Below are 26,323 nucleotides of genomic sequence, written 5' to 3' on the forward strand. Positions count from 1 at the left end.
CGTTTAGTGGATGAGCACCCGAGGAGCGCCATGTCCACAAACCCACCCCCCGTCTTGGTCACCGGCGCCACTGGCAAACAGGGCGGCGCCACCGCCCGCGCCCTGCTCGCGGCAGGCATTCGGGTCCGCGCCCTGGTCCGCGACCCCTCCACCGACAGGGCCAAGGCCGTCGAGGCACGCGGCGCGGAACTGGTCACCGGTGATCTGCACGACCGAGATTCCGTGCTGCGGGCCGTGGAGGGCGCCCGCGCGGTGTTCTCCGTGCAGATGCCCGGCATCACCGCGGGCGGCTTCGATTTCGACGGCGAAGTAACCCAAGGCGTCAATCTCATCGAGGCCGCGAAGACCGCCGCAGTGCCGCAGTTCGTGCACACGTCGGTGGCCGGTGCCGGTCAGCACACCGAAACTCCTGGTTGGGCCGAGGGGCGCTGGGCGTCGATGGAACCCACCCTGAGCGCGAAGAGCGCGATCCAGGATCGGGTCCGCGCGGCGGGGTTCGCCCATTGGACGCTACTGAAGCCGGGCACGTTCATGGAGAACTTCCTGCCGTCTGCGGGGTATATGTTCCCGCGCGGTATCGAGGGCGGCCTGGTGAGCGTCCTCAACCCCGAGACCCGGTTGTCCCTGGTCGCGGTGGACGACATCGGCCGCGCGGCCGCCGCAGCCATCACCGCACCGGAGCGATTCGACGGGATCGAGCTGGAGTTGGCCAGCGACTACCTTTCGATGACAGAGATCGCCGAGGTCCTTTCCCGCGTATTGGGCGCGCATCTGTCCGCACCTGACATGACCGAGGAGCAGGCGCTCGCCGCAGCAATGCCAAGCTTCGCCGCCGCGCTGGAATGGCTGAACGTGGCCGGCCAGCCGGGCCGCCCGCAGTACGCCAGGGACCTGGGCATCCCGCTCACCACCTTTGAAGAATGGGCACAGCGGCACATGCGAGCCGATGCCTGACCCGACTCCGGACCTCGCACGGTCCGAATCCCCCTGCACTGGAACTCAACTGGCGAAGCTTCCGCCGAAGGTTGGCGGAGGAAGCGGAACTCAACCCTGTGGCCGATCGGCCGAGTCGAATTGCCGATGTGCCAGATCAGATTCGTCGGCGGTCACGGCCGGTCGACGTCCGGCACGATCACCTCGGGCTTGAAGATCACCCGGTAGTGGTCCGCGCTGACATTCGCGGGCTCGAGCTGCTCCACGAAATACGTGACGTTGTCGCTCAGGCCGAGGAAATGCTTCTTGTACTCCCCGCCGGCGGTCTTGCAGACGACCTCGAGCTGATTGCTGTCGTCGCTGATGTTGCATCGCCCCTCGATGGAGAGGAGGTACTTGTCGGTGATGCCGTTGACGAACACGACACGGCGTGCGATCTCGAACTGGTCGGCGGCCTTGCTGATGTTGTCCGACACCACATCGGCGTCGGTGGAGCAGCCCGATAGCGCGGCACCGCCCATGAGGGCTGCCGCTGCGACGATGACGGACGTTCTGAGGTAACTCACGAGTTCTCCTTGTTTGTTGCGCTATTGGTTGTAGGCGCCACGGTCGCGGCTATACCTCCCGGACCTCGACAACGATGTATTCCGCGTCGTGGCCGAACCTTTCGGGATCCCTTGGCAGCGGAGTCCTCGCAGTGGGCTGCGGTGGTTGTCCGGCGGTGCGTAACCGAAGATGGGACCGCGTGCCGCTGGAAGCAGCACGATGGCCGATGCGTGACCGGCGAGGGCAGCCAGGAGGTTTCGGCCGGCGGCACGACCTATCGGCGGCGTGGAAGTTCATCACGTAATAGTGGAATGTCCCCGCTTGTCCGGTGTCCGGCACAGTACCGATGCCAGTTCCGATATCCACACCAGCGCAACGGAATTCCGGGTTGAGCATCGTCTCCCGGTGCCTGAGGCTGTGGTATTCCAGAAGTCGAAAGCTCGTCGGACGTCAGGCTGGGGTACCTGCCCGAAGAATCACTCGATGTAGGCGTTCCCGGTCCCATCCGAACCCATGACCCGGGTGATGCGGTCGTGGAATGTACGCGGCCTGGATGCCGTCAACGACCGCCCGGCGTGTCGGGGTCGCGGTTGCAACCGCCGATGGCTTTGTGCCCGCTCGCATCTGATTCGAGTCAGGCCAGCGCTCGTGCGCTGACAGGCGAACGAGCCGTCGCGTCATGCGGGGACGGCCGCCGCATAAATTACGTCGGTCTGGATGGGTGCCAATTCACGCAGGGTGGGCGAACGCACGATAGTGCCGAATTGAGTGTGCGTTCGAAACTGAAGGCCAGTCTTCTCGACGTGCCGGAACATTTGAGCATCGCGCACTTCATACCTCGGCAACTTCCGGTTCAGCTATCGCCGCTCGGTGGAGGCAGCCGAGCCGGCGACCCCGCTCGTCGAAGGTGTTGGCGGGCCAGTCGTATCGTTTCGTCTCTGCGAAGCAACCGGGACATGGCGCCAATCGGTACGGCTCGCGCCCGGTTAGCATAAAATTCCAGCATCGCGAGATTATGGCCGTCGCTGTACGGTTTGGCGCGCTCAACGGCCGCGTAAGGTGCGATCGCCTCCCAGACGGCCACGAACCTGTGGTGCAGCATCACCATCGTGCTTGCTTCATCCAGAATGCCCAAGGCGAACAGACTGGCGAACGTTTGAAAGTAGTAGCCGATATCCACGACGGCTGCGCGCAGATCCTCAGGCAAGTCGCTGATTCCGAGGCTCGATGGATTCTGTGGATCCAACTCGGAGATGACCTTGTGGTAGTTATCGTGAAACGCCACTGACCGGAACTCTGTCAGCAAGTTGATCACGGCAGGTAGTTGGTTGGCGTCTTTGGCCAAGCGTGCCTGCCTCGTGCCGACCATGATGGATACCACCATTGCGGCAACGGAAACCACGACTGCGAGGGCGCTCACTAGGATCGTTGCGTCCAAACTCCACCCCTTTGGGCCTGTGTGTCCAGACCGCACGGCTGAGCACGCTGCAGTCCAATCGTACGCGGCAACTTCCCTCCGCGCGGTTCGGGAAGAAGTGGAGATCTCAGACTGCTGCTCCGGCGGTAGCGTGCGCACCGTCAAGGTCTGCATGTGCCAAGTCAACTTCTGAGCGTGATGCCGCGGTGTGCGCGTTGGGCGTTCGTTCAGATCTCTGGTCGACAGGGCTTCCCGACGCAGACAAATGCCGAGTTGAGTGCGCTCGACTGCCTCGTTGTTCGGGGAAGGAGTCGCTCGGTCGCGAACTGGCCTCTCCGCACGGGGTGGAGGTTAGGGCTAGAGTGCAGACGGAGGGCTTCCGGTCTCTACACGCCGAGCAGTTCGCCTGATCAAACTGACTACTTCGATGTAGTCGTCTACCTTCTGTTTCAGGTTCTGGTCCGTTGCACTTGTCGTATCCAGAAGGCGTCTGCACACGTCGTAAAAGTCCGATTCTTGCTGCCGAAGGCCCTGATACTTCTCTTCCGCTTTGAACGTATAGGCGATTCCTACCACTAAGCCAGTCCACGTGGTGAAAGCCGTCATAAACAATACAGACCAACCGTCTGCGTGCTCGAACCGCTGGATAAGTACTGGCAACAGGACTGCGGACAAGAGACTCCAGAAGACGCGCGCTAGATGCAGGCGATGATACGCCGCAGCTCGGTTCTTCCAAAACCGCAGAGTTCCATGAATTCTTGAATAGTGCTCCAAGACCCTTGACTGTTCTGTTCCTAGCTGACTTGCAGACGAGAACCATTCTCCTGGGTCGTTGAGCTCGCCAAAATTGAGAAAAGAGAAAACTATCGGGGCCGCCGTCGCGACGGTGCCTACAGTCAGCACAGCGACTCCTGCCTGCCACCAGCCGTAGTTGGGACCGATGAGCAGCGTTGCCGCAGCGATCATCGCCGCGACCAGGAATGCCCCAAAGTGTTTGGCGTACTTTTTCATCCAGCCACCCACGCAAACCTCCTCGTCAACAGCGAGACTTTCCGAGTACCGACGCGATCGTATCGGCAGACGTCGCTCGCTGAACGAGATTTTCGCGGCAGTGTCAGCCTCTGGGTTGGCAGTCGTCGGCCTTAACGACCAGTGCCCGCGGGCCTGGGCAGCATGTTGTTGGACTGCTACCTGAGCCAGACATTGCGTCGGTCTGGGATAGCCGGTCATGCCGCTGAGCGCTCGGTCGGCGGATGAGATCCGCTGCCGCTCAGGACATCCGAACATGCCGACGTGCGCGCATCATCTGCGGTGAGCAGTTCGGGATCGTTGTCCCCGGATCAGGACGGCAGAGTGCCCGTGGTCCAGACAGGCGCGGTTTCCACGCGTGAGAATCGCCAGCCTTCGGGGGTGCGGACGGCATCGAATCGGTAGGGCCCACCCGATGTGAATACCGGTTCCGGGGCCATGCTGCCGGCAACGGTGGCGGTCGGAACAATCGCGAAGATTGTGTTCGCCCGGACCGCCGCCCGGTCGCCCGCCAAGTCGATCTGCACGTTGCTGATGTAGTGCAACTCTCGTCGTTCGTTCGAATGGTTCCGGCTGGCCAGCGCGATCACGGCGTCACGTCCCTGCGCCTCACCGCCGGGAGACTTGGCCGTCACGTCGGTGGTGTAGATCGTGGTGAACATGTCGAATCGGCCTTCGTCGACGGTGGTTGCGAGGCGGTCGACCAAGGCATGGATCGCCTGACGGTCCAGCAGTTCCCGCAGTTGACGCCGAGTGGGATCCTCCTCGGTCGCGGTGGCGTTGGTCGAGCATGCGGCGGCCGGCAGCGCCAATGGCAACGCGAGGATCAGGAGTGTATGGCGGAGTCGGTCAGAGGAAGCGACGTTGTTAGTCATGCGGCCAGCCTCCAACCCTGACGCATGGTCAAGGTCAACCCTCGTCCCGCCGCGACGCCCGCACAGCCGCTGGGTGCGCGTCAGCGAGCGGCACCATATTGCCGATGTGTGTATCGATGGTCAGTAGGCGTGCGCTAGATGTCGGTGCTTGATGCCACCATCTGCGGTATGTCACTGGAGTTCTTCAATGCGTTGTCCGGGAAGTTGGCGATCGAGCTGACGGAACCGACTGAAAGTATCGCCGCGAATCTGGTCAATCAGCGCGCATCGGCGACTGCGGCGATCAAGGACGTCTCGTTTACACCGGATGTGTTCGAAGATGAGGACTTTCGAGATTTGACCACTGACGAGTTCACTGCGTCGTGCTCGAATCGCCGGTGCTGAACTTGCGGGGGTTCGGCGATCCCGTTGAACACCGAGCGTCCAACGGTAAGTGGTTCACAGTGCGTGACCTTGTAACTGCGATCGCCGAGACGGAACGACGAACTCGCCAGCAGTCGCAGTGGTACGGCGGCGTGGATGTGCATCACGTCTACTTCGAGGGCATCCACGAGGGGGCCGACGGAGTTTGGGAGATTTATTGGGGGTCGTGAACGTCTTATATTGCCGCTGTGCGCGCTGAGCGAAGCGGTCACGCTGCGGCCGTTGACAGACCAGAGCTGCTGCGGCGCAGGACATCTGGTAGCGCCGATGACCACTCACATCCGGTTCTCTGTCTGCGCACTTCGGCGCCCGGGCGGCCACCGAATTACGGGTTGTCGCGGTTTGCTTCGTGGACGAGGCCGTGGACGAATGTGGCGAAATCAGGTGCGAGAGTGGTGATTCGATAGCCGACTGCCTGGTCGACATGGACCACGCTCGGCTCGTCACCGTTGCGGTAGTCCAGTGCGATCATGTCGTGGCCGGCCGACGGGCAATCCGCGAAATAGATCCCGATGTCGGGATATCCCCACTCCTCGAGCCAGAAGCGGCTACCCATTTCGCCGCTGAGGCTGAAGGTGGCCGTGCGGCCGATGGCGGCCACTGACGAGACCGCAATGTGGTCGGTGGACCAGGTGGTTGGTGCGCCATCTCGGGCCAGGGACTACCGCCGTATACCCGTACAGTCGGTCCATGGCAGTTGACGCCGAGCTGCAGCGGTACGCTGCGGCTGGCGATAACAGGCAGGTATCTCCAGTCCCTGAAAGTACCTGCCGACGAGTTCGGCGTCTTTGTCCCTGGTGTTCCGCCGCTACCCGACGGCGTACCCGAACCCCGCGTGTGGGCCGCCGCTTATGTCATGAGCACGCTGTCCACGCCCGCCAGCGGGTTCCGTCCGGTGGTGAATATGTGCGGGCGGATCGGATCGGAATCCGCTGGGTGGGACGGTGAGCTGGAACCGGTTACAGCGGGCCTTTGCGGGGTTACGGTGGGCGGATCGATGGTGATCTGCGGCAAGGACTTCGGGATGAAGCTGATGTTTGCCCTGTGGGCCGACGGTTTGGGTGAGTGGTTGCACAGCGCTGAGTTGCGGCGCGAGCTGGCGGCGGCCGGGGCTACCGAGTTGCAGGTGAATATTTGCGATGCGGATGTCGATGCGGCGCAGGTGCGGCATACGACCTATGACGAGCCGATTGCCGCCATTGTGAGTGTGTGGACAGAGGCGGCGCACGAATCCATCACTGCGGCACTGTCTTCCGTGGCAAAGGAGGTCGATGGGTGGATTGTGGATGAGCGCACCCCTATCGTTCCTCCGCCGGTCGAGAGTGGTGTGCGTACCGACGCGCTCGCGAACTTCGCGCTCCTGCGCATCCCCGTCGACCTCACCCGCGAGGAATGGCTGCATCGCTGGCATGATCTGCACACCACGGTTGCCATCGAAACCCAGGACACCTTCGGATACGTCCAGAACACCGTCCGCGAACCAATCACCGCGGGCAGGCGGGTGGATGCCCTGGTCGAGGAACTGTTCCCGATGGCTGCCATGACCAGCGTCCACGCCTTCTACGGTGCGGCAGACGACGCCGACCTCCAGCAGCGAGTCACGCGCATGATGGAAAGCGTCGTCTCCTTCGGCGCCCACCTGAACCTGGATCTGGTTCCCACCAGCCGCTATGTGTATCCCCTGACCTGAAGCCGATCGGCTGCCGCGCAGAACATCCTGTACTGCCGACGAGCGTGCCTCGGCTGGCGCCAAAGGCCCTCGGCTCGCTCATCTTTCACGAGCCCGCCCTGCCCGGTTCGAGCTGCGCGGGCCCCGGCACTACCGGGCGGCGAGGGCAGCAAGCGTCCCGGTCGGGCTGCGCTCAGTTCGGGGCAGTTTGCCGGTATCGAAGCCGCAGGGGAATTCTCGGGCCGTGAATATCGCCGGTGTCGGCCAAAAATGTTGCCACGCTCGGTAGTTCGATTCCAAGCAGTAGTGTCACCGTGACGGACGCAGTAGCTTGCCGAACATATGTTCGAGACTGCACACTGTGGTCATGCATGATGAGCAGGGTGGCTGGGCTGGCGTCGGATGGGCGGCATGGACCGATCCAAGACAGATACGCGCACGTCTAGAAGCGGGTGCCGACCCCGATGTCGTACTGCGCGGCCAGCAGAGACCGTTGGACATGGCCGCCACGCACGGTTCTGCGGAGGTGGTGGCGGAGGTGGCGTCGCGGGTGGGTGATGTCGATGCGATGGCGTGGGGCCGTACCGCGTTGTGGCGTGCGGTGTATGCCAACCGTCCCGACAACGCCCGCGTGTTGCTGGCCGCGGGCGCTGATCCGGCGCGACCGATGATGGCGGGCTGGTCTCCGGCGAGGCTGAGCCTGGCTGGGCAGTATCCGCTGGTCACCGGCGCGTTGTCGGCCGCCGAACAAGTCGCAGTCGAGGAAAGACGCCAGCTGACTACGGCACTAGGCACACCATGGGTTGACGGGATGAGCCTGGTCTGTGTCGCGGGCATCGACGCGGCCGAGGCTGTCCGCCGGTTGGACGCCGAGGTTGTGCCGGCGGGATCGGTGACTGCGGACGACATGGCGAGCTGGCCCCTGTCCGCTGACACCGAGTTGACGATGTGGGCGACCGATGTGCCCGGCGGCTGCGCGATCGCCCAACCCTGGTCCTACATCGCCTCGATGCCCGGCATCTCCACCCGCCTGTCTCCCGGCACGAAATGCTATGGGATGTACTTCAACCCGAAGAGCGGCTGCCAGGGCAGCACCAGTGTCGACGGCGTGCGCACCAGCTCGGATATCAGTCCCGCCCTCGACCCGTCCGACGAGGATTCCGCCGAGGACATCCTCACCTCGTACCTGTATCAGTACGACGTCCTCGCCTACTGCTGCGCGTGGGCCGGGTTACGCCCGCGCGACGCGCGCGCCTTCGCTGGACCACCGGACATGTGGCTACGTGTGCCCGACGGCGACTATCGGTACCGGCCCTGACCGCTCGGATGACCGAACTGGGGGCCGCGGGCGCGGGGTGTTCCCAGTCGTCGGGTGACGAGGTCGGTGACTGGTGTCTGTCACGTTTGGTGAGCAGCAGCTCGGCGCCTCACGAACGTCCGGTATCGGCACCCGTGGCGCGCTGACCGAGCGGGCCGATTCGGGAATGTTCGACGGTCGACTCCGAGCTGACTCGATCGGCGATGACCCTCGCTACGCAGCGTGCCCTCCCGAGACCGGGGCGGTGACGGCGGGCCGTCGCGCCGCCGAGCGAGATCAGAGACCGCAGGGCGTGCCGGCCGCGTCCAAGGCATCGGTGAGAGCGGGATCCTCCATCACCCTGTCGAAGTCGTCGTGGTTCGTCGCGGTCTCGAGCCGACTCAGTTGTGCCGCAGTGGTATTGAGCGCGTCTTTGAGCGCGCCCGGGTCTGCGGCGTCGGCCACGACGCGGAGTTTCCCGGCGGTGTCGAGGTAGATTTCCCGCAGTTCGGAGAACGAACCCGCGCCGCCGAGTGCTCCGAGCCGGTTGTTCAGATCGGTCCAGGCCTCGTTGAAGGCAGCGCATGTCGCCTTGTCGTCGACCGCTCCCGCGGTACCGGTAACCGCGGTGAGTCCGCAACCGACGACCATCAGCGCCGACACGATGAAAGCTGTTCGTCGCATGAGCATGTCCCTTCTCCCGAGGCGATCCCCGGCACGGGACATCTTCTCAGCACAGCGAACTGGTGCGCGAGGCGGGGCGGAAGGAGTTCGGCCCGCACCGTGCAGGCGTCGGCGGAAGGCTGGAAATCGGCCGGTATATGGGGCGTTGAACTTTCGGCGAGCGCTGGTAGGTGCTGCACCGCGGTTCGGCTCAGCGCACCTACGCTTGAGCGGGGCGGTTTGGAACGCACGACGTTCTGCTATCCCGACAGCTACCTGAACCCCTCGAACTTCGGTGTCGCCGGACACATGGGTCTCATCGCACTGGCCGAAGCTGCGGCCGACTATCAAGACGTGCTCGACAACTACATCGAGGCGCATATCCACCCGTGGCTGTGGAGTGGCACAACGGATTTCGGCTCTCCTCGGGACCGAGCCGACATAAGATTCGAACGCACTGTCATGTGGCGCCGCGCGCTGGTCGAATGCCCGAACCGATTGGCGGACAGTGGTTCTCAGCGGGCGCTGTGCCCTTCGGCGGCGCAGTCGGCAACGACGTGCTGAGGTTCCAGGGCCCGCCAGGTCACCGGTACCTGGCGCATCAGTAGCGCACAGTCGAGTTTCGCGCTGCCCGGCGGGAACCGGTCCGGGTCGTCGAAGATCGTGGACCGAACGGATTGGATGTCGACGGGTTCGACCTGCCATGCGTCTGTTCGGAGCTCGAGCCCGTCCAGGCGTTGGCCGCCTCGGGTGGCCGAGAATCCGGCCGAGCCCTGCCTGAAGAACTCCGATGCCTGCGCGAGATCGGCGAACAATTCGCTGCCCTGGAAGCGCCCGGCGGTCCGGACGTCGACACTGACGGAGATGGTTTCGTCGCGGGTGCGGTAGGCGACGTGGAGCTCCCGCGCTGTTTCGCGGACGTCGAACCGCGCGGCGTTGTGCTCGCCGGGGAAGAGTCGCCCACCGGCCAGGACGTTGATCAGCGAGCTGCTGTCGCGGCGCGCGATATACACGCCGGTCGAGTGTCCTTGCGGGCCATCCCATTCGACCGCGATGCGATGTGCCGCGTTCTCGGTACGCAGTCCGGCCCAGCCGGGTAGTGCACTGGGCCGGAACTGTCCGAGGCGGATCAGACAGACGCCCGCGACCGCCCAGCCGTCGACCAATTGCGGTCGCATTGTCGGCGGCATCATTGCTGCGGCGATCGCGGGGTCGACTCGGTAGTTCACAAGCAGGCGTCGTTCTATGACGCTGGACATTCGCGGTGGTCTCATCCGGGTTCCCCGTTCTTGGTGTTGCGGGCTCTGCGCTGTCTGACGATGACCTGCTCGGGGCAGATCGTGCTCAGAAATCTGCCGACGCACAACGCCAGCCGCTCCTCGACCAGCGAGTAGAAGATTCGATTGGCGTCTCGGCGCTCCCGGACCAGCCCGGCGGCCTTGAGCACGCTCAGATGCCGGGAGATCGAGGGGCCACTGATCGGGAATCTCGCGGCGATGTCACCCGCGGTCAACTCGCCGGAGCGAAGGTCTTCCAAGATCTGGCGGCGCGTCGAATCGGCCAGTGCGCGGAATACTCCCGCTTCGTCGGCAGGGTCGCTCTCGGTCATAGTGGCAATTTAGCACTCTAGCTAAATAGCGAAGAAGGGCGCGACAGGCAGTGTCGACAAGATCACCCGCCATCTCGCGGCCCGTATGCGCCCCATACGGAGGTTTGTGCGAGATGCTGCGTCCCTACGAAGGACCGACGCGCTGTATCGACGAGGTATCGACAGTGCGCCTGTTCGAACCATTCGTGACGTCTTGCTGCCCTCAAAATTGTTGGCCGGCAGAGGTGTTCGCTGTTCATGATGGTCAGCATGAGCCTGATGTCGTATTGGCCTTTGGCCGGATTGCGGATGCGCACACCGCGACTGGAGTTGCGGATGCCGAGCATGGAGGACCTTGGTGCACTTGCCGGGCTAGCTGCCGAGGGCGTGCATGATCCGGCGGTGCAACCGTTCACGGCGGGGTGGACCGATGCGGGGCCGGATGAACGTGCGCGGGGATTGTTGCAGTGGCACTGGCGGTGCTGGGCCGAGTGGCGGGTCGCGTCATGGGCGCTCAACCTCGTCGTGCTCCGCGATGGTGAAGTGGTCGGTACGCAGTCGGTGGGTGCGCGAGACTTCGCGGTTTGCGCGGAGGTGAACACCGGATCGTGGCTGGGTTTGAAACACCATGGCCAAGGGATGGGAACGGAGATGCGGGCTGCGGTGTTGGAGCTGGCTTTTGCCTTGCTCGGGGCGGATTCGGCGGTGTCAGGTGCGTTCGAGGACAATCTGGCGTCGCACGCGGTTTCTCGCAAACTCGGGTACCGGTTCGACGGGGTCGAGATGCATGCGGTGCGGGGGAAACCGGCGATGCTGCGTCGGTTACGGCTTACGCGCGCCCAATGGGAAACCGGTCCACGCATGCGGGTGGAAGTGGCCGGATTGCCGGAATGCCTATCGCTTTTCGGGGTTCCGTCGAGACCATGACGATCATGAACGTCAGCAAAGTTGATATCACCGAAACGTCGACCCACGCACCGCCGGGATTTAGCTGGGCCAAGTACCGCTGTGGTTCGACCTGTCCATTGGTAGTTCGATTCGAGCGACATCACGGTGGCGGATCGTCCCGCCGCCCGCGGCCACGATCGTGGTGGCGAGATCTTGGGCCAACGTCAGATCATCGCCCTCGAGCGCGTACAAAGAAATGTCCACTGCGCGGCTCGCCGAGAAATTCTGCCCGGAGCCGGTATCGGACTCGTGTACCGGCGCAACGGATGTGCAGTCGGTTACTGTCGCCGGGCATCCGGACAGCAACATCACCACCGTAGCGAACGCTGTCGTCAGCGAGCTGTTATCCAAATCGATTTCGTGTCCGGCCGCCGCAGCCGAGACTTCAGCTTCCAAACACGGCACCGTGGTATCTCGCGAGGCCCGATCGATCCGCCGCCAGCGTGACAGCGGCGGGAAACATTCGACTTCCAGTCGGCCTCGCCAGCGTCGATAGCAGCAGTCGAGCAACGGTGACAGCGCATGGCGCCACATAGGTTGATCGACCACCGCCGAAAGCCGAACCACCCGACACGTGGTTGCGAAATCAGACTCTGCGGGTGCCACTACGGATGCGCTGCTCACGATGCCCCCTGTGAAGCCGGAACCGCTTGAATGACGGTAATAGAACCTACCGCGACTAAGGGCACCTCATTTGACCCCTTGCAGTGACGGAGTGTGAGCAAATCAGCTCAGGCATAACAACGTCCCGTCGGTGCACTTCGGCACCGAAAGCCGCGGTCCAGCAACCGTTACCCGAGCGATCTAGGCGCAATCTGAGGCCGGCCCGGGGGCGCGATTCATGGCCTGCGTGATCTCCGCGCCGTGGGGGTGGCGAGCTTCAGGTGCAGTCGAAGAGTCGGTCGAGGTAGTAATCGATGGCCGCCAGCGCGGCCTCTGGATCGATGACGTCGAACTCGAGCAGCGGGGTGAAGCCGGTAAGCGCGAGCAGGAGGTTCGTCTCGATCGCCGGTTCACGATCCCGGGCGATGTGGCCGTCGGCGATCGCCTGCCTGATCAAGCGTTCGGTGAGTGCTCTGCCGTCATGGAGTCCGAGGCGGGCCTGCTCGTGCAGCTCCGGGTCGTGGAGCGCCTCGAGGGTGTAGGCGGCGCTCATCCGGCTGGTGGCGCGGGCGTCCGGGTGCAGGGGGAGCATCTCCATGAGCGTCACTCGCAGCACGTCTCGGGGGTGCGGAGGTGAGCCGAGACGGTCGAGTCCCTGGGTGACGCGCTGTGCGGTCTGTTCGGCAGCGAATTCCATCGCGAAGACGAGCATCGCTGTCCGGGAACGGAAATAGTGCTGTACCTGCCCCAGGGAGGCATCCGCCTCACGGGCGACCTCGCGCATCGTCGCGCGGGCCCAACCTTGTTGTTCGACTACTCGCCACAGGGCGCGCGCGATGGTTTCGCGACGTTCTCGGTGGTCGACCTGTTTCGGCACTCGAACCCCTTCCCTTCTTTTCCATACATCTGACATAATACAGCTGACTTGCAAAAGGAGATGCGATGAGTACATTCGCCAGCCCTGAGCTGGAAGCAGCATATTTCGGGGCCTACGACGCGGTGCTGGCCCACTGGCCGGTACCGGTCGAGACCGTAGATCTTCCGGGTCGATACGGAACGACGCGGGTCACCTCCGCCGGCTCGGCCGCGGCGCAGTCGCTGGTGCTGCTGCACGGATACGGCGGCACGTCCACGATGTGGTACCCGGTCGTCGGTGCGCTGGCCGAGGAGCATCGCGTGCACGCCGTGGACATCATCGGCGAGGCGGGCCGCAGCCGGCATACCGGCGCAGCCTTGACCAGCATGGACGATCTCGTGGACTGGCTGGCCGAAACCTTCGATCTGCTCGGGCTACCGGCGGCCGACCTGTGCGGTCAGTCGCTGGGCGGTCACCTCGCGTACCGGTTCACCATTGCCCATCCCGAACGGGTGCGACGGCTGGTCCTGCTCGACCCGCCCCTGGTCTTCGCCGGGCTCAGTCCCGAATTCGAGGAGCTGGGCCGAAACCGCGACCCGCACCCCACATTCGAGGCCGCCCGCGCGGTGCTGGCACCGGACGGCCCCGGCAGCGGACCGGCGCACCTGGAGGCCTACTTCGACCTGCTCGCCCACGGAGCCGCACACTTCCCGTCCTCGCCGATCGTCTATCCGCACCTGCCGGATGGGCTGACCCAGCTGCCGGTCCCGACCTTCGTCGCACTGGCCGGGGCGAGCGAGGTGCACGATTCGGCGGTGGCCGAGGAGGTCGCGCGGCGTGCCGGAGCCCATACGGTGGTTCTCCCCGGTGCGGGGCACGGCCTGCTGGCCGATGTCGAACCCGTCCGCAGCCTCGTCCTGGAACACCTCCGGCCGCGCGATTAGGTAATCCAGGCCGCCTCTCGCGGACCAGCGCGGCCCTCAGCGGGTGCGGCCCGATACCCCGATCTGCCTCAACACGTCAGCCTGATTCAGGCGAGCCCCGCCGGTGAATCGAGTTTCGGCCGGATGAGTGTCCCATCTGCCGCGCCCTCGATCGGACCGATGTCGATCGAAGCGGTCGACAACCGCTACTACCGCTGTCCGCACCACATCAGCGACGTACTTCTTCGGTGAAAAGAATTACCGCCGAATCGGTTTGATCGCCACGTGGGAACGCTCCGAAATGCCGTAGGTGCGCCGTATCCGTTCGCTACCCGTCGGCATCGAAACATCCGATATCACCGATTGGTTGACGAAAGCGGGCTATCGCCCATGAGATGTTCACGGCCCCAGGCTTCCAACGGGAGCAGAGCGGCATTGAGCAGCTCGCCCAGTGCGGTCAGCGAGTATTCGACGCGAGGAACCACCTCGTCGAACACCTCTCGGTGCACGATTCCGTCGGCTTCCAGCTCGCGCAGTTGCGCGGTGAGGACCTTCTCCGACACGCCCGGCACCTGGCGGCGTAATTCACCGAAGCGATGCGGGCGTTCGCTCAGCGGCCACAGGATCATCATCTTCCACTTGCCGTTCAGTACCGAGAGGGTGGCGTCGAGCCCGCACGTGTAAGCGCCGGGCCTGCGTGTGATCGGCACGAAATACCCCTTCTGCCTGCATATTCCCTTACCCGGAAGTAGGTACCCACTTCGATGTGCGTACTTGATGCGCCCGGATGTCTCGCCGAGAGTATTCCCCATGTCCGAATCTTCGAAGAAGTCGCTCACCGTCCTCGGTCTCGGTGATATGGGCGCGGCACTGGTCCGCTCCTGGCTCACGACCGGGTACACCGTCACGGTCTGGAACCGAAGTGCTCGACCGGCTCCCGAGGGGGCTGTCGTCGCCGCGACCGCCGCCGAAGCCGCAGCTGCCAACTCGCTTGTTGTCGTGTGCCTCCTCGACGATGTCTCGGTGCGCGAGACCCTGGACGGCATCGACCTGACCGGCCGCGACATCGTCAACATGACCACCAGTACTCCAGCCGAGGCGCGTGCCCTGTCCGACTGGATCACCATGCGCGGCGGCCGTCTTCTGGACGCCGGGATCATGGCCGTACCGTCGATGATCGGTGTCGCCGATTCCGGTGGATACGTTTTCTACAGCGGCTCGGCCGAGGTATATGAGACCCACGCCGAGGCTTTGACCGTGCCGGCCGGTGTCAACTACGTGGGCTCGGACGCCGGATTCGCCGCGCTCTACGACATCGCTTTGCTCAGCGCGATGTGGGGCATGTTCGCAGGCGCCGCACACGCTTTCGCGTTGATCGGCTCAGAAGACATCTCACCGGCCGATTTCGCGCCCCTCATGGTCGGCTATCAACAGGCGATGGCCGGATACGCCTACGGCACCGCCGCCCAGCTGGCCAGTGGCGACTACGCTGAGGGCGTCGAGTCGAATCTGGCGATGATGTGCACGACGAACGGTACGTTGCTGCGGACCGCCGAGGAACAAGGCGTCAGTCCCGAACTCCTCACACCCTTCATGGCATTGATGGAGCGCCGGGTCGCCGAGGGTGGCGGAAGCGAGTCCACCACCGGCGTCGTAGACCTCCTGCGCCGCCCGAAAACGCCAGTTGCACAGCATCAATGATCCCGTTGCGGGCCGGTCGAATTGCAGTGGTGCGCGTTTCGATTTAGTCGGCGCATTTCGGTGTGCCACCGGTGAGTTGCCGACGACGCACGGAAATCACGCTGGGCACGCGCTGGCGAACACATAGGTAGTGCCCGCAGCTACTTGGCCCATGTGCGGATCGTGGCCATCGCCCCAGGTCGGCCGGGTGCAGCAGGCAGGCACGACGCATGTGCTGGCAACAAAAGTACTCGACCGCTCAACGGCTATGGGCCGAGATACCGCACCGCAGGTGGGGATGTTGTTTCCGCCCTTTCTCGATCCGGCGGGCCCGCTGGATCCGAATAGGGCGATGGAGCCGACTACTTCGGTGCCATGTGCGCAATTGCCTGCGAGAAGGAGCTGTCCATGTTTCTGAGGACCGTGATCGCCGCGGTGTTGATGTCGTTCGCGGGAACGATCATCACCGCCCGGTCGCGCAGGCCGACCAGTCCAGCTGTGCCGACGCAGTGGTCACCTCCGGCTCGGACAAGGTCGATTTGCGGTTGTGCTTACAGACCAATGGCCTGCATGTCGGCACGGCGGTGGATATCGAGTTGCCGTGCAGAGGGTAGACCGCCAGTATCTACTGCATGACCGTTGCAGGTTCCCACGCTCTAGCAACGGGTGTCGGTCCTCCGCAACGAATTGTTCTGGACGATCTCCTGATACGTCGCTGGCAGCCGGAAGATCTGATGGCCCGATTCCAGGCGATCACAGCGTCCTACGAGCACCTCCGTCCTTGGATGGATTGGCTCGCCGAACCACCGACGTTAGAAAAGCAACGCGCACGCAGTCGAATGTGTGCCGCGAGTTGGCCCACTGCCGACCGCAGCTTCGACTTCGGCATTTTTGACCCGGACGGCACGCTCCTCGGCGCGATCAGCCTGCACGACAGTCTCGGCCCCTCGCGGTTGGAAATCGGCTATTGGTGCCACGCCGCACACACCGGTCGCGGTGTCGTGACTCGCAGCGTTGCCTCATTGACGCGAATCGCCTTGGAACTGCCATGCATCGACAGTGTTGAGATCCACTGTGATGAAGCCAATCTCCGCAGCGCCGCCGTCGCCCGACGACTCGGTTATCACCTCGATCGTGTCGAGTCCCGAGCCAAGCGCGCACCCGCGGAATCTGGACGCGGAATGTACTGGGTCAAGCACCGGTAGTCCTACCTGCCGACTCCTGTCGGCAGTGGGTCAGACTCGCAGGGAGATGTTTGCGGGGACCTTCCTCCTTTCTGCTCAGCAGGGAATCACCTGGCCGAGCCGTGGCAGGACAAGTCTTTTCCAGCCGCGTTCTGTAGCGTTGCGCGCCATCTTTTGCCGCCGATCTTCGATGTCGAAACCTGTCTGTGTCAGTAGAAGTCGTGTGCCTCGACCCTGTGGTTGCAGTGTCCAGTCGACCACCCAGCGAGCGGGATACTCGGCCTGCGGATACGCCCAGCTGTAGGTGAGTTGCTGGTACGGCCGAGCCGCCAGCACCTCGCAGAGGATCTCGTCGATTGATGAGTCCGGGATGGTGAATCGAAAGCAAGTACCGACCGAGGCGGCGAACCCGGCAGGTCGAAGCAGCCACCGTCCCATTAGTTCCGGCTCGGTCAACGCGCGCCACACAGACTCTGGCGGCTGCGGGAAGAAGCTGCCGAGCTCGACCGCGGCGGGATTCAACAGTGGATCGGCTATCACCTCGTCACCTCCGCGAGTTGCGAGACCCATCCACGGCTGATCAATTGGCTTGGCCTTCCTTGTATTTCGCTTCCAGGTCCGCCGCGAGTTGCGGCATCTCGGCTTCCATCTTCTGGACGTAGGCGACTGCGTCGCCGACGGTGCGCAGGCTCGCCAGATCCTCGTCCGGGATCTTCACCTCGTACTTGTCCTCGAGCTGCACGGCGATCTCGACCAGCGACAGTGAGTCGATGTCCAGATCGTCGACGAAGGTTTTATCCAGCGTCACCTCAGCGGCCTCGATGCCGGTCACCTCCTCCACGATCTCCGCTATGCCGGCAACGATTTCTGTCTGTGTAGTAGCCATGGATCACCCTTCCTCGGTGCGATCACCCCGCCGCGTCGGCCACAGGCTCGGTGCCTCGGCGAAGCGAGCGACGGGTGCTTGTACGCTAAGAGCTCCAGTGGGGTGGAGGTGCAAGAGGTTGTGACCGACAACACGAAGTCCGATGTGGCAGTGGGCATCGGGGAGCTGGCGCGGAGGACCGGCCTCGCGGTTCGGACCATCAGGTTCTACTGCGACGAAGGCATGCTCGAGTCGCAGCGCAGCCCAGGCGGACACCGAATGTTCGATGCCGACGATGCCACCGACCGACTGCTGCTGATCCGGCGTCTGCGTGCCCTCGGTCTAGGTTTGGACTCGATCACCGACGTGCTGCACGGCCGGCGATCGATGACAGAAGTCATCGCCGCCGAAAGTGCGCGTCTGGCAATCGAATTCGAGACTATGGCATGGCGGCAGGCTGCACTGCGCGCTGTCGCGACAACCTCCCTCGAGCACCAACCTGGGCGGCTCACCTTGCTGGCGGCAGCACAGGACGGCACTGCGGTATACAACCGCCTCGTCGAGTTCTGGCGAGAGGTTCTCGCGCCGTTGCCCCGGTGTGACAGCGACCCGTGGGTGTGTTGGAACGTCCCGAATCCGCCGGCGGTCCCCTCCGTCGACGAAGTGGTCGCGTATGCGGAGCTGGCCGCTCTCGTGGCCGACCCCTCGATGAGCAGCATTGTGCGGCAGCAATATTGGCGTAATCGGCCGGAGATGATTCGTGACCCGCGAACGCTGTACGAAGAGGTGGGGGAGGTGATGGTAGACGTCGTCCCGCTCGTAGCAGAGGCGGTGCCACCGTATGCCGGAGGCGAACTCGATCGGTTCGTCGCCGCTCACGCTCGGGCGCGAGGAGAACGTGACTCCTCGAGCTTTCGCAGCCAGTTGCTCAGTGACGCAACCGATACCGACTACCGGGTCCAGCGCTACTGGACGCTGACAGAGCAGTTCTTCCCATCGCGGGTCACGATCGGAAGGGCTCACGACTGGTTGTTCAACGCGCTGGCGGACTCGGCCGATCGCGGACCGGACCTTACCTCCATGAATTGACCGCGGTGGTCGTCGCGACCGAGGATGTGGATAGATCGGCCTACGTACCTCCCCGCCGCGACCCCCACTCGATAGGTCGGCATCTGCCATCGAGCAGGCGACACGCAGTATCCGGACTGTGATGGGCCAGTCGATGGCGTTGTTCGAGAAGAGGGCGATAGTGAACACCGAGCCAGAGATTCGTACCACTGCGGGTGTGGTGCGAGGCAGATGGGAAACCGGACTCGCGGTGTTTCGCGGGATTGCTTATGCGCGACCCTCCGTTCGGGTCCCGTCGGTTCCGGGCGCCTGTTGAGTGCGAACGGTGGGATGGCGTGCGCGATGCTTCTGTGTTCGGTCACGCGGTTCCACAGGCCGGGCACACCGGATCGGTGATGGGGGCTGTGGCTGGTGTCGTCGAGGACGGTTCGGATGACTGTCTGTCGCTGAATGTGTGGTCTCCCGCTCCGGGCAGGGGCGGGCTGCCGGTGATGGTGTGGATTCATGGCGGGGCCTACCTGCAGGGCAGCTCAGCCAACCCGCATGCCGACGGCGCGGTCTTGGCTGCCGCTGGTGTGGTGGTCGTCAGCATCAACTACCGCACCGGATTCGAAGGCTTCGCCCACATCGCCGGTGCGCCGGACAACCGCGGCATCCTCGACCAGATCGCCGCCCTGCGATGGGTGCGGCACAACATCGAAATGTTCGGTGGCGATCCCGGCAACGTCACCGTGTTCGGTCAGTCCGCGGGTGCGGGTTGCATCGCGGCGCTGACCTGCATGCCGTTGGCGGCTGGATTGTTTAGTCGCGCGATAGCGCAGAGCGTCCCAGGAACCTTCTTCACACCGGAGCTGGCCGCAGCGATCTCGGCAGCCATCACCGGTGCACTCGGCGTGCACGCCACCGTCGAGGACCTCGCTTCCGTTCCGCCCGCTGCTTTCATCGACGCCACCCAGGCGATCGTCACAACGATGCCGCGATTCGCCGACGTGTGGGGGCCGATGGCTTTGACGCCGACGCCGTTCTCGCCGGTTCTCGACCCCGAGCACCTGCCGCAAGCTCCCTGGCAAGCCTTGAACAACGGTGCCGCACGCAATATTGATCTACTGGTTGGGCACACCCGCGACGAATACCGCCTCTTCACGACACACCTCGACCGCGATCCGACTCAGGAACAGGTCAGCGAAGCAATCACCCGCTGTCGCGGCCTGCCCGACGACGGCCGGTACCGGGACGCATATCTCGACGCCACACTCGCCCAGCTGCACGAGATCGTCAACGCCGACTGGCTGTTTCGGATGCCGAGTCTGCACTTGGCCCACGCCCAGCACGCCGGCGGTGGTCATGCTTGGACCTATGAGCTGTGCTGGGGCTTCGACAGCGACCAGGGCGCCTCGCACAGCCTGGACTTCCTGCTCGTGTTCGGCACACTCACCACCGACGACATCCAGCGACATCCGACCGCTTATCCGAACGCCGTTGCTGAGGCCGTGAAGGTCGCCGGGCATATGCGCGCGGATTGGGTGCGATTCGCCACCACCGGGAACCCTGGATGGGGCGCCTACGAGCCGCGGGCGCGGACCACGCGGGTATACACCGCACAGCCTTTCACTGCCGCTTATCCAGAAGAGCGGTCACGCCGAATCTGGCAGGCGCACCACTTCGACGCACTGAGTCCCCACATCCGGTAAAGGCCGCAACCTTCGCGGCAGCGAGTGGCTCGCTCGTGCCTGCAAAATGATGGCGCGCAGAGGTCATCTCAACGCCGTGAGGTAGTGGCATGTCGTCTTCGGGGTCCTGAGCTCGGCCAGTGGTGGCCTACGGAAGATCGACCGGGCGATCCGATCTCGGCTTCAGACGCGCACGGACCCTGCCGGACTCCGCGATTCGGTGCGCGCAAGGCACAGGGCTGCCTGTTGTACTCGATGAAAATGGTTGCAGCAGAATCGTATCCAAGTCTCAGAACGGCCACGCAGCTTCTGATTGTGGCTACAAGCAGGCGCAGCGGATGTGTGCGTGGTTCGCACAAGACTGGACGATGCCCCGAGTCACGAACTCGCGCGCCGCAAGTTCGTGAAATACACCGCCGGTTCCCGCGTGATCAACCCGTACCCGCCGTCCGGCGTCGCCGCGAACGGAGCGGGCAGATACAGCACCGGCAGCACCTCACCGATCAACGGCCGCAGCTCCCGCGTGATCCGATAACCGATCTCGACCACCTCGGGCACATCATTATCTACCGCACCGCCGCCGCTCCGGACGCGCCGATGCGGTTCGAGCCGCACCGTCCGAATCGCCGTCCGCGCCCACCGGAACAGCACGCACTCACTCGCCCCCGGCCGCGCGTACTCCACCAACCCCACACCATCACCCCAGAAGACGAACTGTTCATCCTCCATCGAGCTGTGATACCCGGCCTCCGCACTCCACTGACCGATGATCTCGTCACCACGCATCGAGCGATTGAACCACCGCGCCACCGCGGCCCGCGACCACCTCCGCCAATGCCGCGACCCGCGCATCTCGAACCGGCCGGCGTGTAGAAGATCAACAGGCCGAGCGCGACCGCCGGATCGCGGGATGGCGTTGTCGCGGGAAGGGTCTACCTGCAAAGCGTTCGCCACAGCAGGACGGCATCACGCGTTTTCGGGTGCGGGGCCGAGTGAGCTGATGGCGAAATCTATCGCGGTGATCAATCGGGCTGGGCTGTGACCGGCACGTTCTCTGACTCGCAAGCCGAGCACGGTGGTGAAGAGGAATTCGACCGCTGCGTCGATATCGAGGTCGGCGGGCAGTTCCGCGGCGGCGAGGCCACGGCGGAGCACATTGTGGAGAGCTTCGCGGGTGACCTCGAATGCGGCTTCGATGCGTTGCCGCACCGCGGCGTCGGTGGTGCCGAGCTCGGTGGCGGTGTTGACCACGAAGCACCCGTCGGCGTCCTCCGCCTCGGGGGCACCGCTGATCATCCAGATCATCCAGTCTCGCAACGCTTCTCGACACGAATCCGCCTGTTCGAGACGGCGTTCGGCTTCGGCTGAGTCGTGGGCGCGGTAGTGGTCGAGTGCGCGCAGGAACAGGGTGTGCTTGTCGGTGAAGGTCCGGTAGAGGCTGCTGGGCTTGAGGGCCAGTTCCTCGCCCAAGTCACGGACGGAAGTGGCGTGGTAGCCGCGGCGCCGGAAGACGGCGGTCGCCTTGGCGACCACCTCCTGCTCGTCGAACTCGCGCGGGCGTGGCACGAAGCCAATCTAACACAGTTGTGTAGCGATCGTTCCCGTATTAGGGTCCTGCGATATGGGAACGATCGCTACCAAATTTAGGAGTCGGCATTGACTACGACAGAGCACACCTCCGATACTGTTGTCCCACAGGCGAATCGCTGGTCGGCCGTGGCCGCAGTGGCAGTCGGGACGTTTCTGCTCGTGACGGCCGAGCAGTTGCCTATCGGGTTGCTGTCCGCCGTCGGCGGCGCATTGCGGATCTCTGCGGGCACGGCCGGATTGATGGTGACCGGGGCCAGTATCGTGGCCGCGCTGGCGGCGCCGGTAGTGCCGCTGGTCATCGGCCGGCTCGATCGCCGGGTGTTGCTCGTCGCTCTGATGGGCCTCATGACGGTGGCCAACACGATCTCGGCGGTGGCGCCGAATTTGGGCGTCATGCTGGCCTCCAGAGTGCTGGTCGGCATCGCGATCGGCGGCTTCTGGGCGGTGGCCGCAGGACTGGCGGTGCGACTGGTGACCGAGCAGGCCGTACCGAAAGCCACGGCCATCATCTTCGGCGGAGTCGGTGCGGCGAACGTGCTCGGCGTCCCCCTCGGGACCGCGTTGGGTGGATTCGCGGGCTGGCGCCTGGCTTTCGCGGCCCTGAGCGTGCTGGCTCTGGTCGTCTTGGTGGTCTTGGTCGCGGTGCTGCCGCCGTTGGTTGCCACCCGACCTGTCGGGCTTGTCCAGCTGGCTGAGCAGTTTCGCAATCCCGGCGCGCGAGCGGGCATCGTAGCCACGTTCCTTGTCGTGACCGGGCATTTCGCCGCCTATACCTTCATCGGGCCGGTTCTGCAGCAACTGTCCGGGATCAGCGCCGAATTCGTCGGCCCGCTGTTGCTGGGATTCGGCGTGGCGGGCATCGCCGGGAACTTCCTCGTGGGCGCGTTTATCGGGCGGGCTGTGCACCCGACGGTGTTCGGCATCGCCGCAGGATTGGCCGTGCTGGTATTGCTGTTCCCGCTGCTCGGTCGCGGACCGATCGGCGGGGTGATGTTGTTGATCGCATGGGGGCTGGTCTTCGGTGGAGTGTCGGTGAGCTTGCAGACGTGGATGATCAAAGCCGCGCCCAGCGCGGTGGAAGCCGCGTCCGCACTGTGGGTCGCGGTATTCAACCTGGCGATCGGGCTCGGCGCGCTGGCCGGCGGAATGGTCGTCGACTCCGCCTCGCTGTCCGCGATGCTGGTCTTCGCCGGGGTAGTGCTGCTCCTGGCCGCGCTCGCGGTCTGGACCCACCACCCCTCCGATAGGAGCGCGCCGGATAGCCATGCGCAGCGACTGAGCAACTGAATTTCTCGTTCGAGGGATCGCTTCCGTATGCGCGGGAGCGATCTCTGCCCACATCCGCGCACGCCTCTCGCGCGTGCCAGCTGACCCACGATATTGCCGTAGCACTCATCGGGTCATGAAGCATGGACAGCGTGGCATCGAGAGCAGCATGATGGGCGTTCTCGCGCACCAGGTTGCCGGCTCGGGGTGCCGTAGCTCTGGTGTCCCGGCGTTCGCAGTCTCCAGCACCCATCTTCGTCATCCGGCATGCATTCTGGCGAAATACGTTGTCGGCGTGTATGTTTCGGCAAAGGAACGCCGGACGGCAGCAGGGTTGTTCGAGGACCCCGGCGAGGCCTGGGTACAGAATTTCGCTGCGGGCGGGTAGCGTCGCCCGCGGAGAGGTCGGGCGGAGGGGCGGAGGCATGATGGTGGCGCTGGTCGGTGGTGGCGCTCCGTGACCTTTTGGCGGGTGTTGACCCTGATCCTGGTCGCATTACCACAGGTGCTCAATACACCCTTCCCGGATCTGCCGGACAGCGACGCCGGGGGAATCCGCGACCAGGCCATGGTGTTCCGAGCGGCCTACCTGTCGTCACCGCCGCTGCTCGAGCAATGGCTCGAATATCTCGCAGAGTCCGGCCTCGTGGTACTGCTGCCCGCAGTCGTATTCGTGCTGCCGCGCAGGTATGCCTGGCGCGGAACGCGCTGGGCCGCAGGTATTCTGGCCGTTTTCGGTGCGGTAGAGGGATATCTCGGGATGTCGGCGCTCGAGCACGGCACCACGGTGGGATCGAGTTTGCTGTTCATGTCGCCGTTCTATCTGCTGGCGGCGGGCGCGCTCCTGCTGAGTGAACGGCAGCACCGGCCCGAGACGAGTGAGCCCGCGACGAGCTAGCGTTGCAAATGACACAACGGCGAGTGGGCACCCCGAGCCGAACGCGCCAAACTTCCGCTTGTTCGAGTATGGCATCGGCCGTGGCGCGCAGTGAGAACAGTGACCGTCTCGCTGGCGGTCGCCTCCGCAGTCTCTTGCTGCAGGGCTTGGAGGTGCCGCGGGGGCCGTCGAGGAGATGGTAAGGCGGCGTGCGGTTTTGCATACGCCGACGATATGGTCGGGCTTTTAACATCCGAACTATGCGTGTACAGATCAACGAACCCTCGCATCACGCCGCCCGAGCCTGCGCGCGGCCCAATCGAAGGAATACCGTTGAACAGAACCAAACTTGCTGTCCTCTTCGCCGCGCTCCTGGGCTCGGTATCGGCGCCGGCACATGCCGAACCCGCGACACCCGGAGCGCTGGAAGCTGGATTTCCCCATGTGTTCAGGCTCTTCCAGCTCAGCGACCCGGCTCACCCGGCCTGCGTCTACTACAACGAAGTCGCCGCGGGCCGCGGCGAGGCCGTGGACGCCTCCAACTGCAGATCCGACGCACCGCATTGGTTCCAGCGGAATTCCCTGCCCGATTCCGTTCTCTTCCAGCTCGACGACTTCCCCGGCAAGTGCCTCATCGGCGATACCTCCACCTCACCAGGTGTAGTGCTCGTCGGGTCCTGTGACGACCCGCGCGCGGGCTGGGTCGGAGGCGGCACCATCAACCCGCCCCGATGGGCGCTCGCGCCGAGTTCAGCACCGAATATGTATCTACGCGACAACGGGATAGCCCTGGTCCTGCAGCACACCGACAATCCGCTGCAGACCCCGGGATACTACTGGAACCCTCAATAAGCCAAGCATCTCAGCAAATAGACCAGCTTGCGGTCCCGTTGCTTGACCAAGTGCGTCCGCGAAGGCCCTGGATTGCCGCGACCCGCGCGTCCCAAAGCGAACGAAAACGCACCACTGGATTCTTACGCCAAAGTCCATCGATCGCAGCACCGAGGTCCGGATCGTAACTGGCTCAGCACAGAAGCGGTTCGACAGCCACGAGCCGATGACTCATGAACAGTCCCCGTGGTCGGTGCCGGGGTCTACGCAGCGGGCAAAGCACAGACTGGATACACCGACGATCGAATCGAGCGCGGAGGGCGGCTCTACCCGGTTCGGGTGAGGCGTCCAGGAAAACGGGGCGTCGGGGTCGGGTAATTCCGCGTCGTCGTTCGCGCGGCGGCGGATCTCTTCGAGAGTCCAGTTGCAGGCAAGAGCGCCAGTCCACCACCGAGTGATCGTCGCCCAGATGCACAGAAGCGTGTGATCGCCGGGCCGTAAGGTCCAGCACCGGGTGACTGCGAAGAACTGCCCGTCGGTGGATTACGTTGGATGCGAGGGAAAGTCAGAGACGGTTCGGCTATCGGCGCCGAGCGCCTACCGTCCGGGTTTCCGGTCGGTCATCGGTCACGGTAGGGCTGGTCAGGTTGCTCGAATGGTCGCTGATCACGGCGCTCCAGCGCGGCCATCGCCCACTTCATCTCCGGATGCTCAGCTGCGCGAGGGAAATGGTCTCGGACCTCTTCGGCCGTGATCGGTGGTGCGCCCACTCGCGCGATGCGCAGCACGGTCGGGGCCAGTTCTTCGGCACGGTAGGCAGCGAGTTTGTGGTGACCGTCGAGAACGAAACCACTCCATAGGTTTTCGGCGCCGGCACGCAGGGTGATGACCACCGGCCGAGCGCCCCGGCGGATTGCCGTGCGATACCGCTCGACCGTCTCGGTGTCGGTCGGTGGCCACTGCTCGGTCGGTGTCAGCCAGTCCTCCAACGGGTAGATACCGCTCGGCTCGTCGGGCTGGGGTCCGCTGACGCCCCACTCCTGCGAGCTATACCAAGCCTGGAAGCCTTCGGCGATCCGCTTGGTTACTGGTTCGGGGGATCGTAACTCGTAGCGGCCGTGGGCCATCAGCGCGAGCAGCGGCGCGAGAATTTCAGCGAGGTTGCCGTTGTCGTAGCCGTCGGTGGTCAGGTGACGCAATGCCTGCAACTGTTCGGGCCGGGGTGCTCGTTGCGGCGCCCGCATAACCAATCGGCCGATGCTGCCGGCGAAATCAGCTGTATCCAGCCCCGCCGCCGCCCCGCCCAAATAGAGCAGGCTTTGACCGTACTGTCCGTGCGATCCGCAATCACCCCGGACATCGATCACTCCCGCGCCCCCGGCGACGTCGACTACCTCGATGTTCACCTGTTGGACCGTACCCTCGACGACTGCCGAAAGGGACAATGTCACACGCACGCGCTCGCGCATGCCCGTGGGCACGCGGTCGGCATCGCGAGATACCCTGCGGCGCGCCGAGCTAT

At 64.2% G+C, this 26,323-nt stretch carries 30 protein-coding genes; 14 read left to right on the forward strand and 16 right to left on the reverse strand.

Annotated features, from left to right (window positions below):
- Positions 1–30: 30 nt before the first annotated feature.
- On the forward strand, positions 31–954 hold the full coding sequence (locus BJ987_RS21295; protein WP_209892938.1) for an NmrA/HSCARG family protein: 924 nt from the start codon (positions 31–33) through the stop codon (positions 952–954).
- Positions 955–1,106: 152 nt separating this feature from the next.
- Here the strand turns inward: BJ987_RS21295 and BJ987_RS21300 are convergent, their stop codons facing one another.
- The 4 genes from BJ987_RS21300 to BJ987_RS21315 all read right to left on the reverse strand — a co-directional run bounded on the left by BJ987_RS21300 (position 1,107) and on the right by BJ987_RS21315 (position 4,800).
- Positions 1,107–1,499 (reverse strand): beta-sandwich lipoprotein, encoded by a 393-nt coding sequence (locus BJ987_RS21300; protein WP_307869704.1) that lies wholly within the window; start codon positions 1,497–1,499, stop codon positions 1,107–1,109.
- Positions 1,500–2,332: 833 nt separating this feature from the next.
- A complete protein-coding gene (locus tag BJ987_RS21305) occupies positions 2,333–2,917 on the reverse strand; it encodes a DUF4760 domain-containing protein (RefSeq protein WP_209892940.1) in 585 nt (194 codons plus the stop codon).
- A 336-nt stretch (positions 2,918–3,253) separates the two neighbouring features.
- The gene (locus BJ987_RS21310) at positions 3,254–3,919 is read right to left on the reverse strand and encodes a hypothetical protein (protein WP_209892942.1); all 666 of its coding nucleotides are present in this window, start codon (positions 3,917–3,919) and stop codon (positions 3,254–3,256) included.
- Between the two features lie 317 nt (positions 3,920–4,236).
- Positions 4,237–4,800 carry a nuclear transport factor 2 family protein gene (locus tag BJ987_RS21315; protein ID WP_209892945.1) on the reverse strand — a complete coding sequence of 188 codons (564 nt, stop codon included), beginning with the start codon at positions 4,798–4,800 and terminating at the stop codon, positions 4,237–4,239.
- 138 nt (positions 4,801–4,938) lie between these two features.
- Here BJ987_RS21315 and BJ987_RS21320 point away from each other — a divergent pair, with 138 nt between their 5' ends.
- On the forward strand, positions 4,939–5,184 hold the full coding sequence (locus BJ987_RS21320; protein ID WP_209892948.1) for a hypothetical protein: 246 nt from the start codon (positions 4,939–4,941) through the stop codon (positions 5,182–5,184).
- A gap of 364 nt (positions 5,185–5,548) precedes the next feature.
- On the opposite strand, the gene BJ987_RS21325 is transcribed toward BJ987_RS21320, so the two are convergent.
- Positions 5,549–5,824, reverse strand: a complete 276-nt coding sequence (locus tag BJ987_RS21325; protein WP_209892950.1) for an SMI1/KNR4 family protein — start codon at positions 5,822–5,824, stop codon at positions 5,549–5,551.
- A gap of 255 nt (positions 5,825–6,079) precedes the next feature.
- Between BJ987_RS21325 and BJ987_RS21330 the strand changes: the two genes are divergently transcribed.
- Together BJ987_RS21330 and BJ987_RS21335 are read left to right on the forward strand one after the other, a co-directional pair.
- Positions 6,080–6,913, forward strand: a complete 834-nt coding sequence (locus BJ987_RS21330; RefSeq protein ID WP_245366066.1) for an EthD domain-containing protein — start codon at positions 6,080–6,082, stop codon at positions 6,911–6,913.
- Positions 6,914–7,259: 346 nt separating this feature from the next.
- Complete coding sequence (locus tag BJ987_RS21335) at positions 7,260–8,210, forward strand: ankyrin repeat domain-containing protein (RefSeq protein WP_209892953.1); 951 nt, start codon at positions 7,260–7,262, stop codon at positions 8,208–8,210.
- A 276-nt stretch (positions 8,211–8,486) separates the two neighbouring features.
- On the opposite strand, the gene BJ987_RS21340 is transcribed toward BJ987_RS21335, so the two are convergent.
- A complete protein-coding gene (locus tag BJ987_RS21340; RefSeq protein WP_209892956.1) occupies positions 8,487–8,873 on the reverse strand; it encodes a hypothetical protein in 387 nt (128 codons plus the stop codon).
- A gap of 99 nt (positions 8,874–8,972) precedes the next feature.
- On the opposite strand from BJ987_RS21340, the gene BJ987_RS38365 reads away from it, so the two are divergent.
- Positions 8,973–9,416, forward strand: coding sequence for a hypothetical protein (locus BJ987_RS38365; RefSeq protein WP_245366067.1), 444 nt, complete (start codon positions 8,973–8,975; stop codon positions 9,414–9,416).
- Here the strand turns inward: BJ987_RS38365 and BJ987_RS21350 are convergent.
- Positions 9,368–10,111, reverse strand: coding sequence for a DUF2071 domain-containing protein (locus BJ987_RS21350; RefSeq protein ID WP_245366068.1), 744 nt, complete (start codon positions 10,109–10,111; stop codon positions 9,368–9,370). The two genes, BJ987_RS38365 and BJ987_RS21350, sit on opposite strands and share 49 nt — an antisense overlap.
- 11 nt (positions 10,112–10,122) lie before the next feature.
- Complete coding sequence (locus BJ987_RS21355; RefSeq protein WP_209892964.1) at positions 10,123–10,461, reverse strand: metalloregulator ArsR/SmtB family transcription factor; 339 nt, start codon at positions 10,459–10,461, stop codon at positions 10,123–10,125.
- 288 nt (positions 10,462–10,749) lie between these two features.
- Between BJ987_RS21355 and BJ987_RS21360 the strand changes: the two genes are divergently transcribed.
- Positions 10,750–11,367 carry a GNAT family N-acetyltransferase gene (locus BJ987_RS21360; RefSeq protein WP_281070383.1) on the forward strand — a complete coding sequence of 206 codons (618 nt, stop codon included), beginning with the start codon at positions 10,750–10,752 and terminating at the stop codon, positions 11,365–11,367.
- A gap of 60 nt (positions 11,368–11,427) precedes the next feature.
- Here BJ987_RS21360 and BJ987_RS21365 read toward each other — a convergent pair whose 3' ends face one another.
- Both BJ987_RS21365 and BJ987_RS21370 read right to left on the reverse strand, forming a co-directional pair.
- Complete coding sequence (locus tag BJ987_RS21365) at positions 11,428–11,784, reverse strand: hypothetical protein (protein WP_209892968.1); 357 nt, start codon at positions 11,782–11,784, stop codon at positions 11,428–11,430.
- A 484-nt stretch (positions 11,785–12,268) separates the two neighbouring features.
- The gene (locus tag BJ987_RS21370; RefSeq protein WP_209892971.1) at positions 12,269–12,868 is read right to left on the reverse strand and encodes a TetR/AcrR family transcriptional regulator; all 600 of its coding nucleotides are present in this window, start codon (positions 12,866–12,868) and stop codon (positions 12,269–12,271) included.
- Positions 12,869–12,933: 65 nt separating this feature from the next.
- On the opposite strand from BJ987_RS21370, the gene BJ987_RS21375 reads away from it, so the two are divergent.
- Positions 12,934–13,791 carry an alpha/beta fold hydrolase gene (locus tag BJ987_RS21375; RefSeq protein WP_209892974.1) on the forward strand — a complete coding sequence of 286 codons (858 nt, stop codon included), beginning with the start codon at positions 12,934–12,936 and terminating at the stop codon, positions 13,789–13,791.
- 335 nt (positions 13,792–14,126) lie between these two features.
- Here the strand turns inward: BJ987_RS21375 and BJ987_RS37375 are convergent, their stop codons facing one another.
- On the reverse strand, positions 14,127–14,474 hold the full coding sequence (locus tag BJ987_RS37375) for a winged helix-turn-helix transcriptional regulator (protein WP_307869906.1): 348 nt from the start codon (positions 14,472–14,474) through the stop codon (positions 14,127–14,129).
- Positions 14,475–14,580: 106 nt separating this feature from the next.
- On the opposite strand from BJ987_RS37375, the gene BJ987_RS21385 reads away from it, so the two are divergent.
- Both BJ987_RS21385 and BJ987_RS21390 read left to right on the forward strand, forming a co-directional pair.
- Positions 14,581–15,471 carry an NAD(P)-dependent oxidoreductase gene (locus BJ987_RS21385; RefSeq protein ID WP_209892978.1) on the forward strand — a complete coding sequence of 297 codons (891 nt, stop codon included), beginning with the start codon at positions 14,581–14,583 and terminating at the stop codon, positions 15,469–15,471.
- A 611-nt stretch (positions 15,472–16,082) separates the two neighbouring features.
- Positions 16,083–16,655, forward strand: a complete 573-nt coding sequence (locus BJ987_RS21390) for a GNAT family N-acetyltransferase (protein ID WP_209892979.1) — start codon at positions 16,083–16,085, stop codon at positions 16,653–16,655.
- A gap of 75 nt (positions 16,656–16,730) precedes the next feature.
- Here the strand turns inward: BJ987_RS21390 and BJ987_RS21395 are convergent, their stop codons facing one another.
- Together BJ987_RS21395 and acpM are read right to left on the reverse strand one after the other, a co-directional pair.
- Complete coding sequence (locus BJ987_RS21395; RefSeq protein WP_245366070.1) at positions 16,731–17,156, reverse strand: SRPBCC family protein; 426 nt, start codon at positions 17,154–17,156, stop codon at positions 16,731–16,733.
- A gap of 58 nt (positions 17,157–17,214) precedes the next feature.
- On the reverse strand, positions 17,215–17,520 hold the full coding sequence (gene acpM / locus BJ987_RS21400) for a meromycolate extension acyl carrier protein AcpM (RefSeq protein ID WP_209892985.1): 306 nt from the start codon (positions 17,518–17,520) through the stop codon (positions 17,215–17,217).
- 150 nt (positions 17,521–17,670) lie between these two features.
- On the opposite strand from acpM, the gene BJ987_RS21405 reads away from it, so the two are divergent.
- On the forward strand, positions 17,671–18,588 hold the full coding sequence (locus BJ987_RS21405) for a MerR family transcriptional regulator (RefSeq protein ID WP_307869907.1): 918 nt from the start codon (positions 17,671–17,673) through the stop codon (positions 18,586–18,588).
- Positions 18,589–18,782: 194 nt separating this feature from the next.
- Positions 18,783–20,258 carry a carboxylesterase/lipase family protein gene (locus BJ987_RS21410; protein ID WP_307869705.1) on the forward strand — a complete coding sequence of 492 codons (1,476 nt, stop codon included), beginning with the start codon at positions 18,783–18,785 and terminating at the stop codon, positions 20,256–20,258.
- Positions 20,259–20,615: 357 nt separating this feature from the next.
- On the opposite strand, the gene BJ987_RS21415 is transcribed toward BJ987_RS21410, so the two are convergent.
- Positions 20,616–21,023 (reverse strand): hypothetical protein, encoded by a 408-nt coding sequence (locus tag BJ987_RS21415; protein WP_209892994.1) that lies wholly within the window; start codon positions 21,021–21,023, stop codon positions 20,616–20,618.
- Between the two features lie 180 nt (positions 21,024–21,203).
- Positions 21,204–21,803, reverse strand: a complete 600-nt coding sequence (locus BJ987_RS21420) for a TetR/AcrR family transcriptional regulator (RefSeq protein ID WP_209892997.1) — start codon at positions 21,801–21,803, stop codon at positions 21,204–21,206.
- A gap of 90 nt (positions 21,804–21,893) precedes the next feature.
- Here BJ987_RS21420 and BJ987_RS21425 point away from each other — a divergent pair, with 90 nt between their 5' ends.
- From BJ987_RS21425 to BJ987_RS21435, 3 genes are all read left to right on the forward strand, one after another.
- Positions 21,894–23,114, forward strand: coding sequence for an MFS transporter (locus BJ987_RS21425; RefSeq protein WP_209893000.1), 1,221 nt, complete (start codon positions 21,894–21,896; stop codon positions 23,112–23,114).
- Between the two features lie 436 nt (positions 23,115–23,550).
- On the forward strand, positions 23,551–23,991 hold the full coding sequence (locus BJ987_RS21430; RefSeq protein WP_209893003.1) for a hypothetical protein: 441 nt from the start codon (positions 23,551–23,553) through the stop codon (positions 23,989–23,991).
- 312 nt (positions 23,992–24,303) lie between these two features.
- Positions 24,304–24,822, forward strand: a complete 519-nt coding sequence (locus BJ987_RS21435) for a hypothetical protein (RefSeq protein ID WP_209893006.1) — start codon at positions 24,304–24,306, stop codon at positions 24,820–24,822.
- Between the two features lie 599 nt (positions 24,823–25,421).
- Here the strand turns inward: BJ987_RS21435 and BJ987_RS21440 are convergent.
- Entirely contained in the window at positions 25,422–26,207 is a 786-nt protein-coding gene (locus BJ987_RS21440) for a hypothetical protein (RefSeq protein ID WP_209893009.1), read from the reverse strand.
- Positions 26,208–26,323: the final 116 nt, after the last annotated feature.

Origin of the sequence: Nocardia goodfellowii, assembly GCF_017875645.1 — a bacterium.
Lineage (GTDB): Bacteria > Actinomycetota > Actinomycetes > Mycobacteriales > Mycobacteriaceae > Nocardia > Nocardia goodfellowii.

Coding starts and splice junctions, on each gene's coding strand:
- BJ987_RS21330 (WP_245366066.1), top strand. CDS start 6,080: ATGAGCACGCTGTCCACGCCCGCCAGCGGGTTCCGTCCGGTGGTGAAT.
- BJ987_RS21315 (WP_209892945.1), bottom strand. CDS start 4,800: ATGACTAACAACGTCGCTTCCTCTGACCGACTCCGCCATACACTCCTG.
- BJ987_RS21415 (WP_209892994.1), bottom strand. CDS start 21,023: ATGCGTGGTGACGAGATCATCGGTCAGTGGAGTGCGGAGGCCGGGTAT.
- BJ987_RS21350 (WP_245366068.1), bottom strand. CDS start 10,111: ATGTCCAGCGTCATAGAACGACGCCTGCTTGTGAACTACCGAGTCGAC.
- BJ987_RS21295 (WP_209892938.1), top strand. CDS start 31: ATGTCCACAAACCCACCCCCCGTCTTGGTCACCGGCGCCACTGGCAAA.
- BJ987_RS21375 (WP_209892974.1), top strand. CDS start 12,934: ATGAGTACATTCGCCAGCCCTGAGCTGGAAGCAGCATATTTCGGGGCC.
- BJ987_RS21360 (WP_281070383.1), top strand. CDS start 10,750: ATGCGCACACCGCGACTGGAGTTGCGGATGCCGAGCATGGAGGACCTT.
- BJ987_RS21335 (WP_209892953.1), top strand. CDS start 7,260: ATGCATGATGAGCAGGGTGGCTGGGCTGGCGTCGGATGGGCGGCATGG.
- BJ987_RS21355 (WP_209892964.1), bottom strand. CDS start 10,461: ATGACCGAGAGCGACCCTGCCGACGAAGCGGGAGTATTCCGCGCACTG.
- acpM (WP_209892985.1), bottom strand. CDS start 17,520: ATGGCTACTACACAGACAGAAATCGTTGCCGGCATAGCGGAGATCGTG.
- BJ987_RS21385 (WP_209892978.1), top strand. CDS start 14,581: ATGTCCGAATCTTCGAAGAAGTCGCTCACCGTCCTCGGTCTCGGTGAT.
- BJ987_RS21320 (WP_209892948.1), top strand. CDS start 4,939: ATGTCGGTGCTTGATGCCACCATCTGCGGTATGTCACTGGAGTTCTTC.
- BJ987_RS21340 (WP_209892956.1), bottom strand. CDS start 8,873: ATGCGACGAACAGCTTTCATCGTGTCGGCGCTGATGGTCGTCGGTTGC.
- BJ987_RS21390 (WP_209892979.1), top strand. CDS start 16,083: ATGACCGTTGCAGGTTCCCACGCTCTAGCAACGGGTGTCGGTCCTCCG.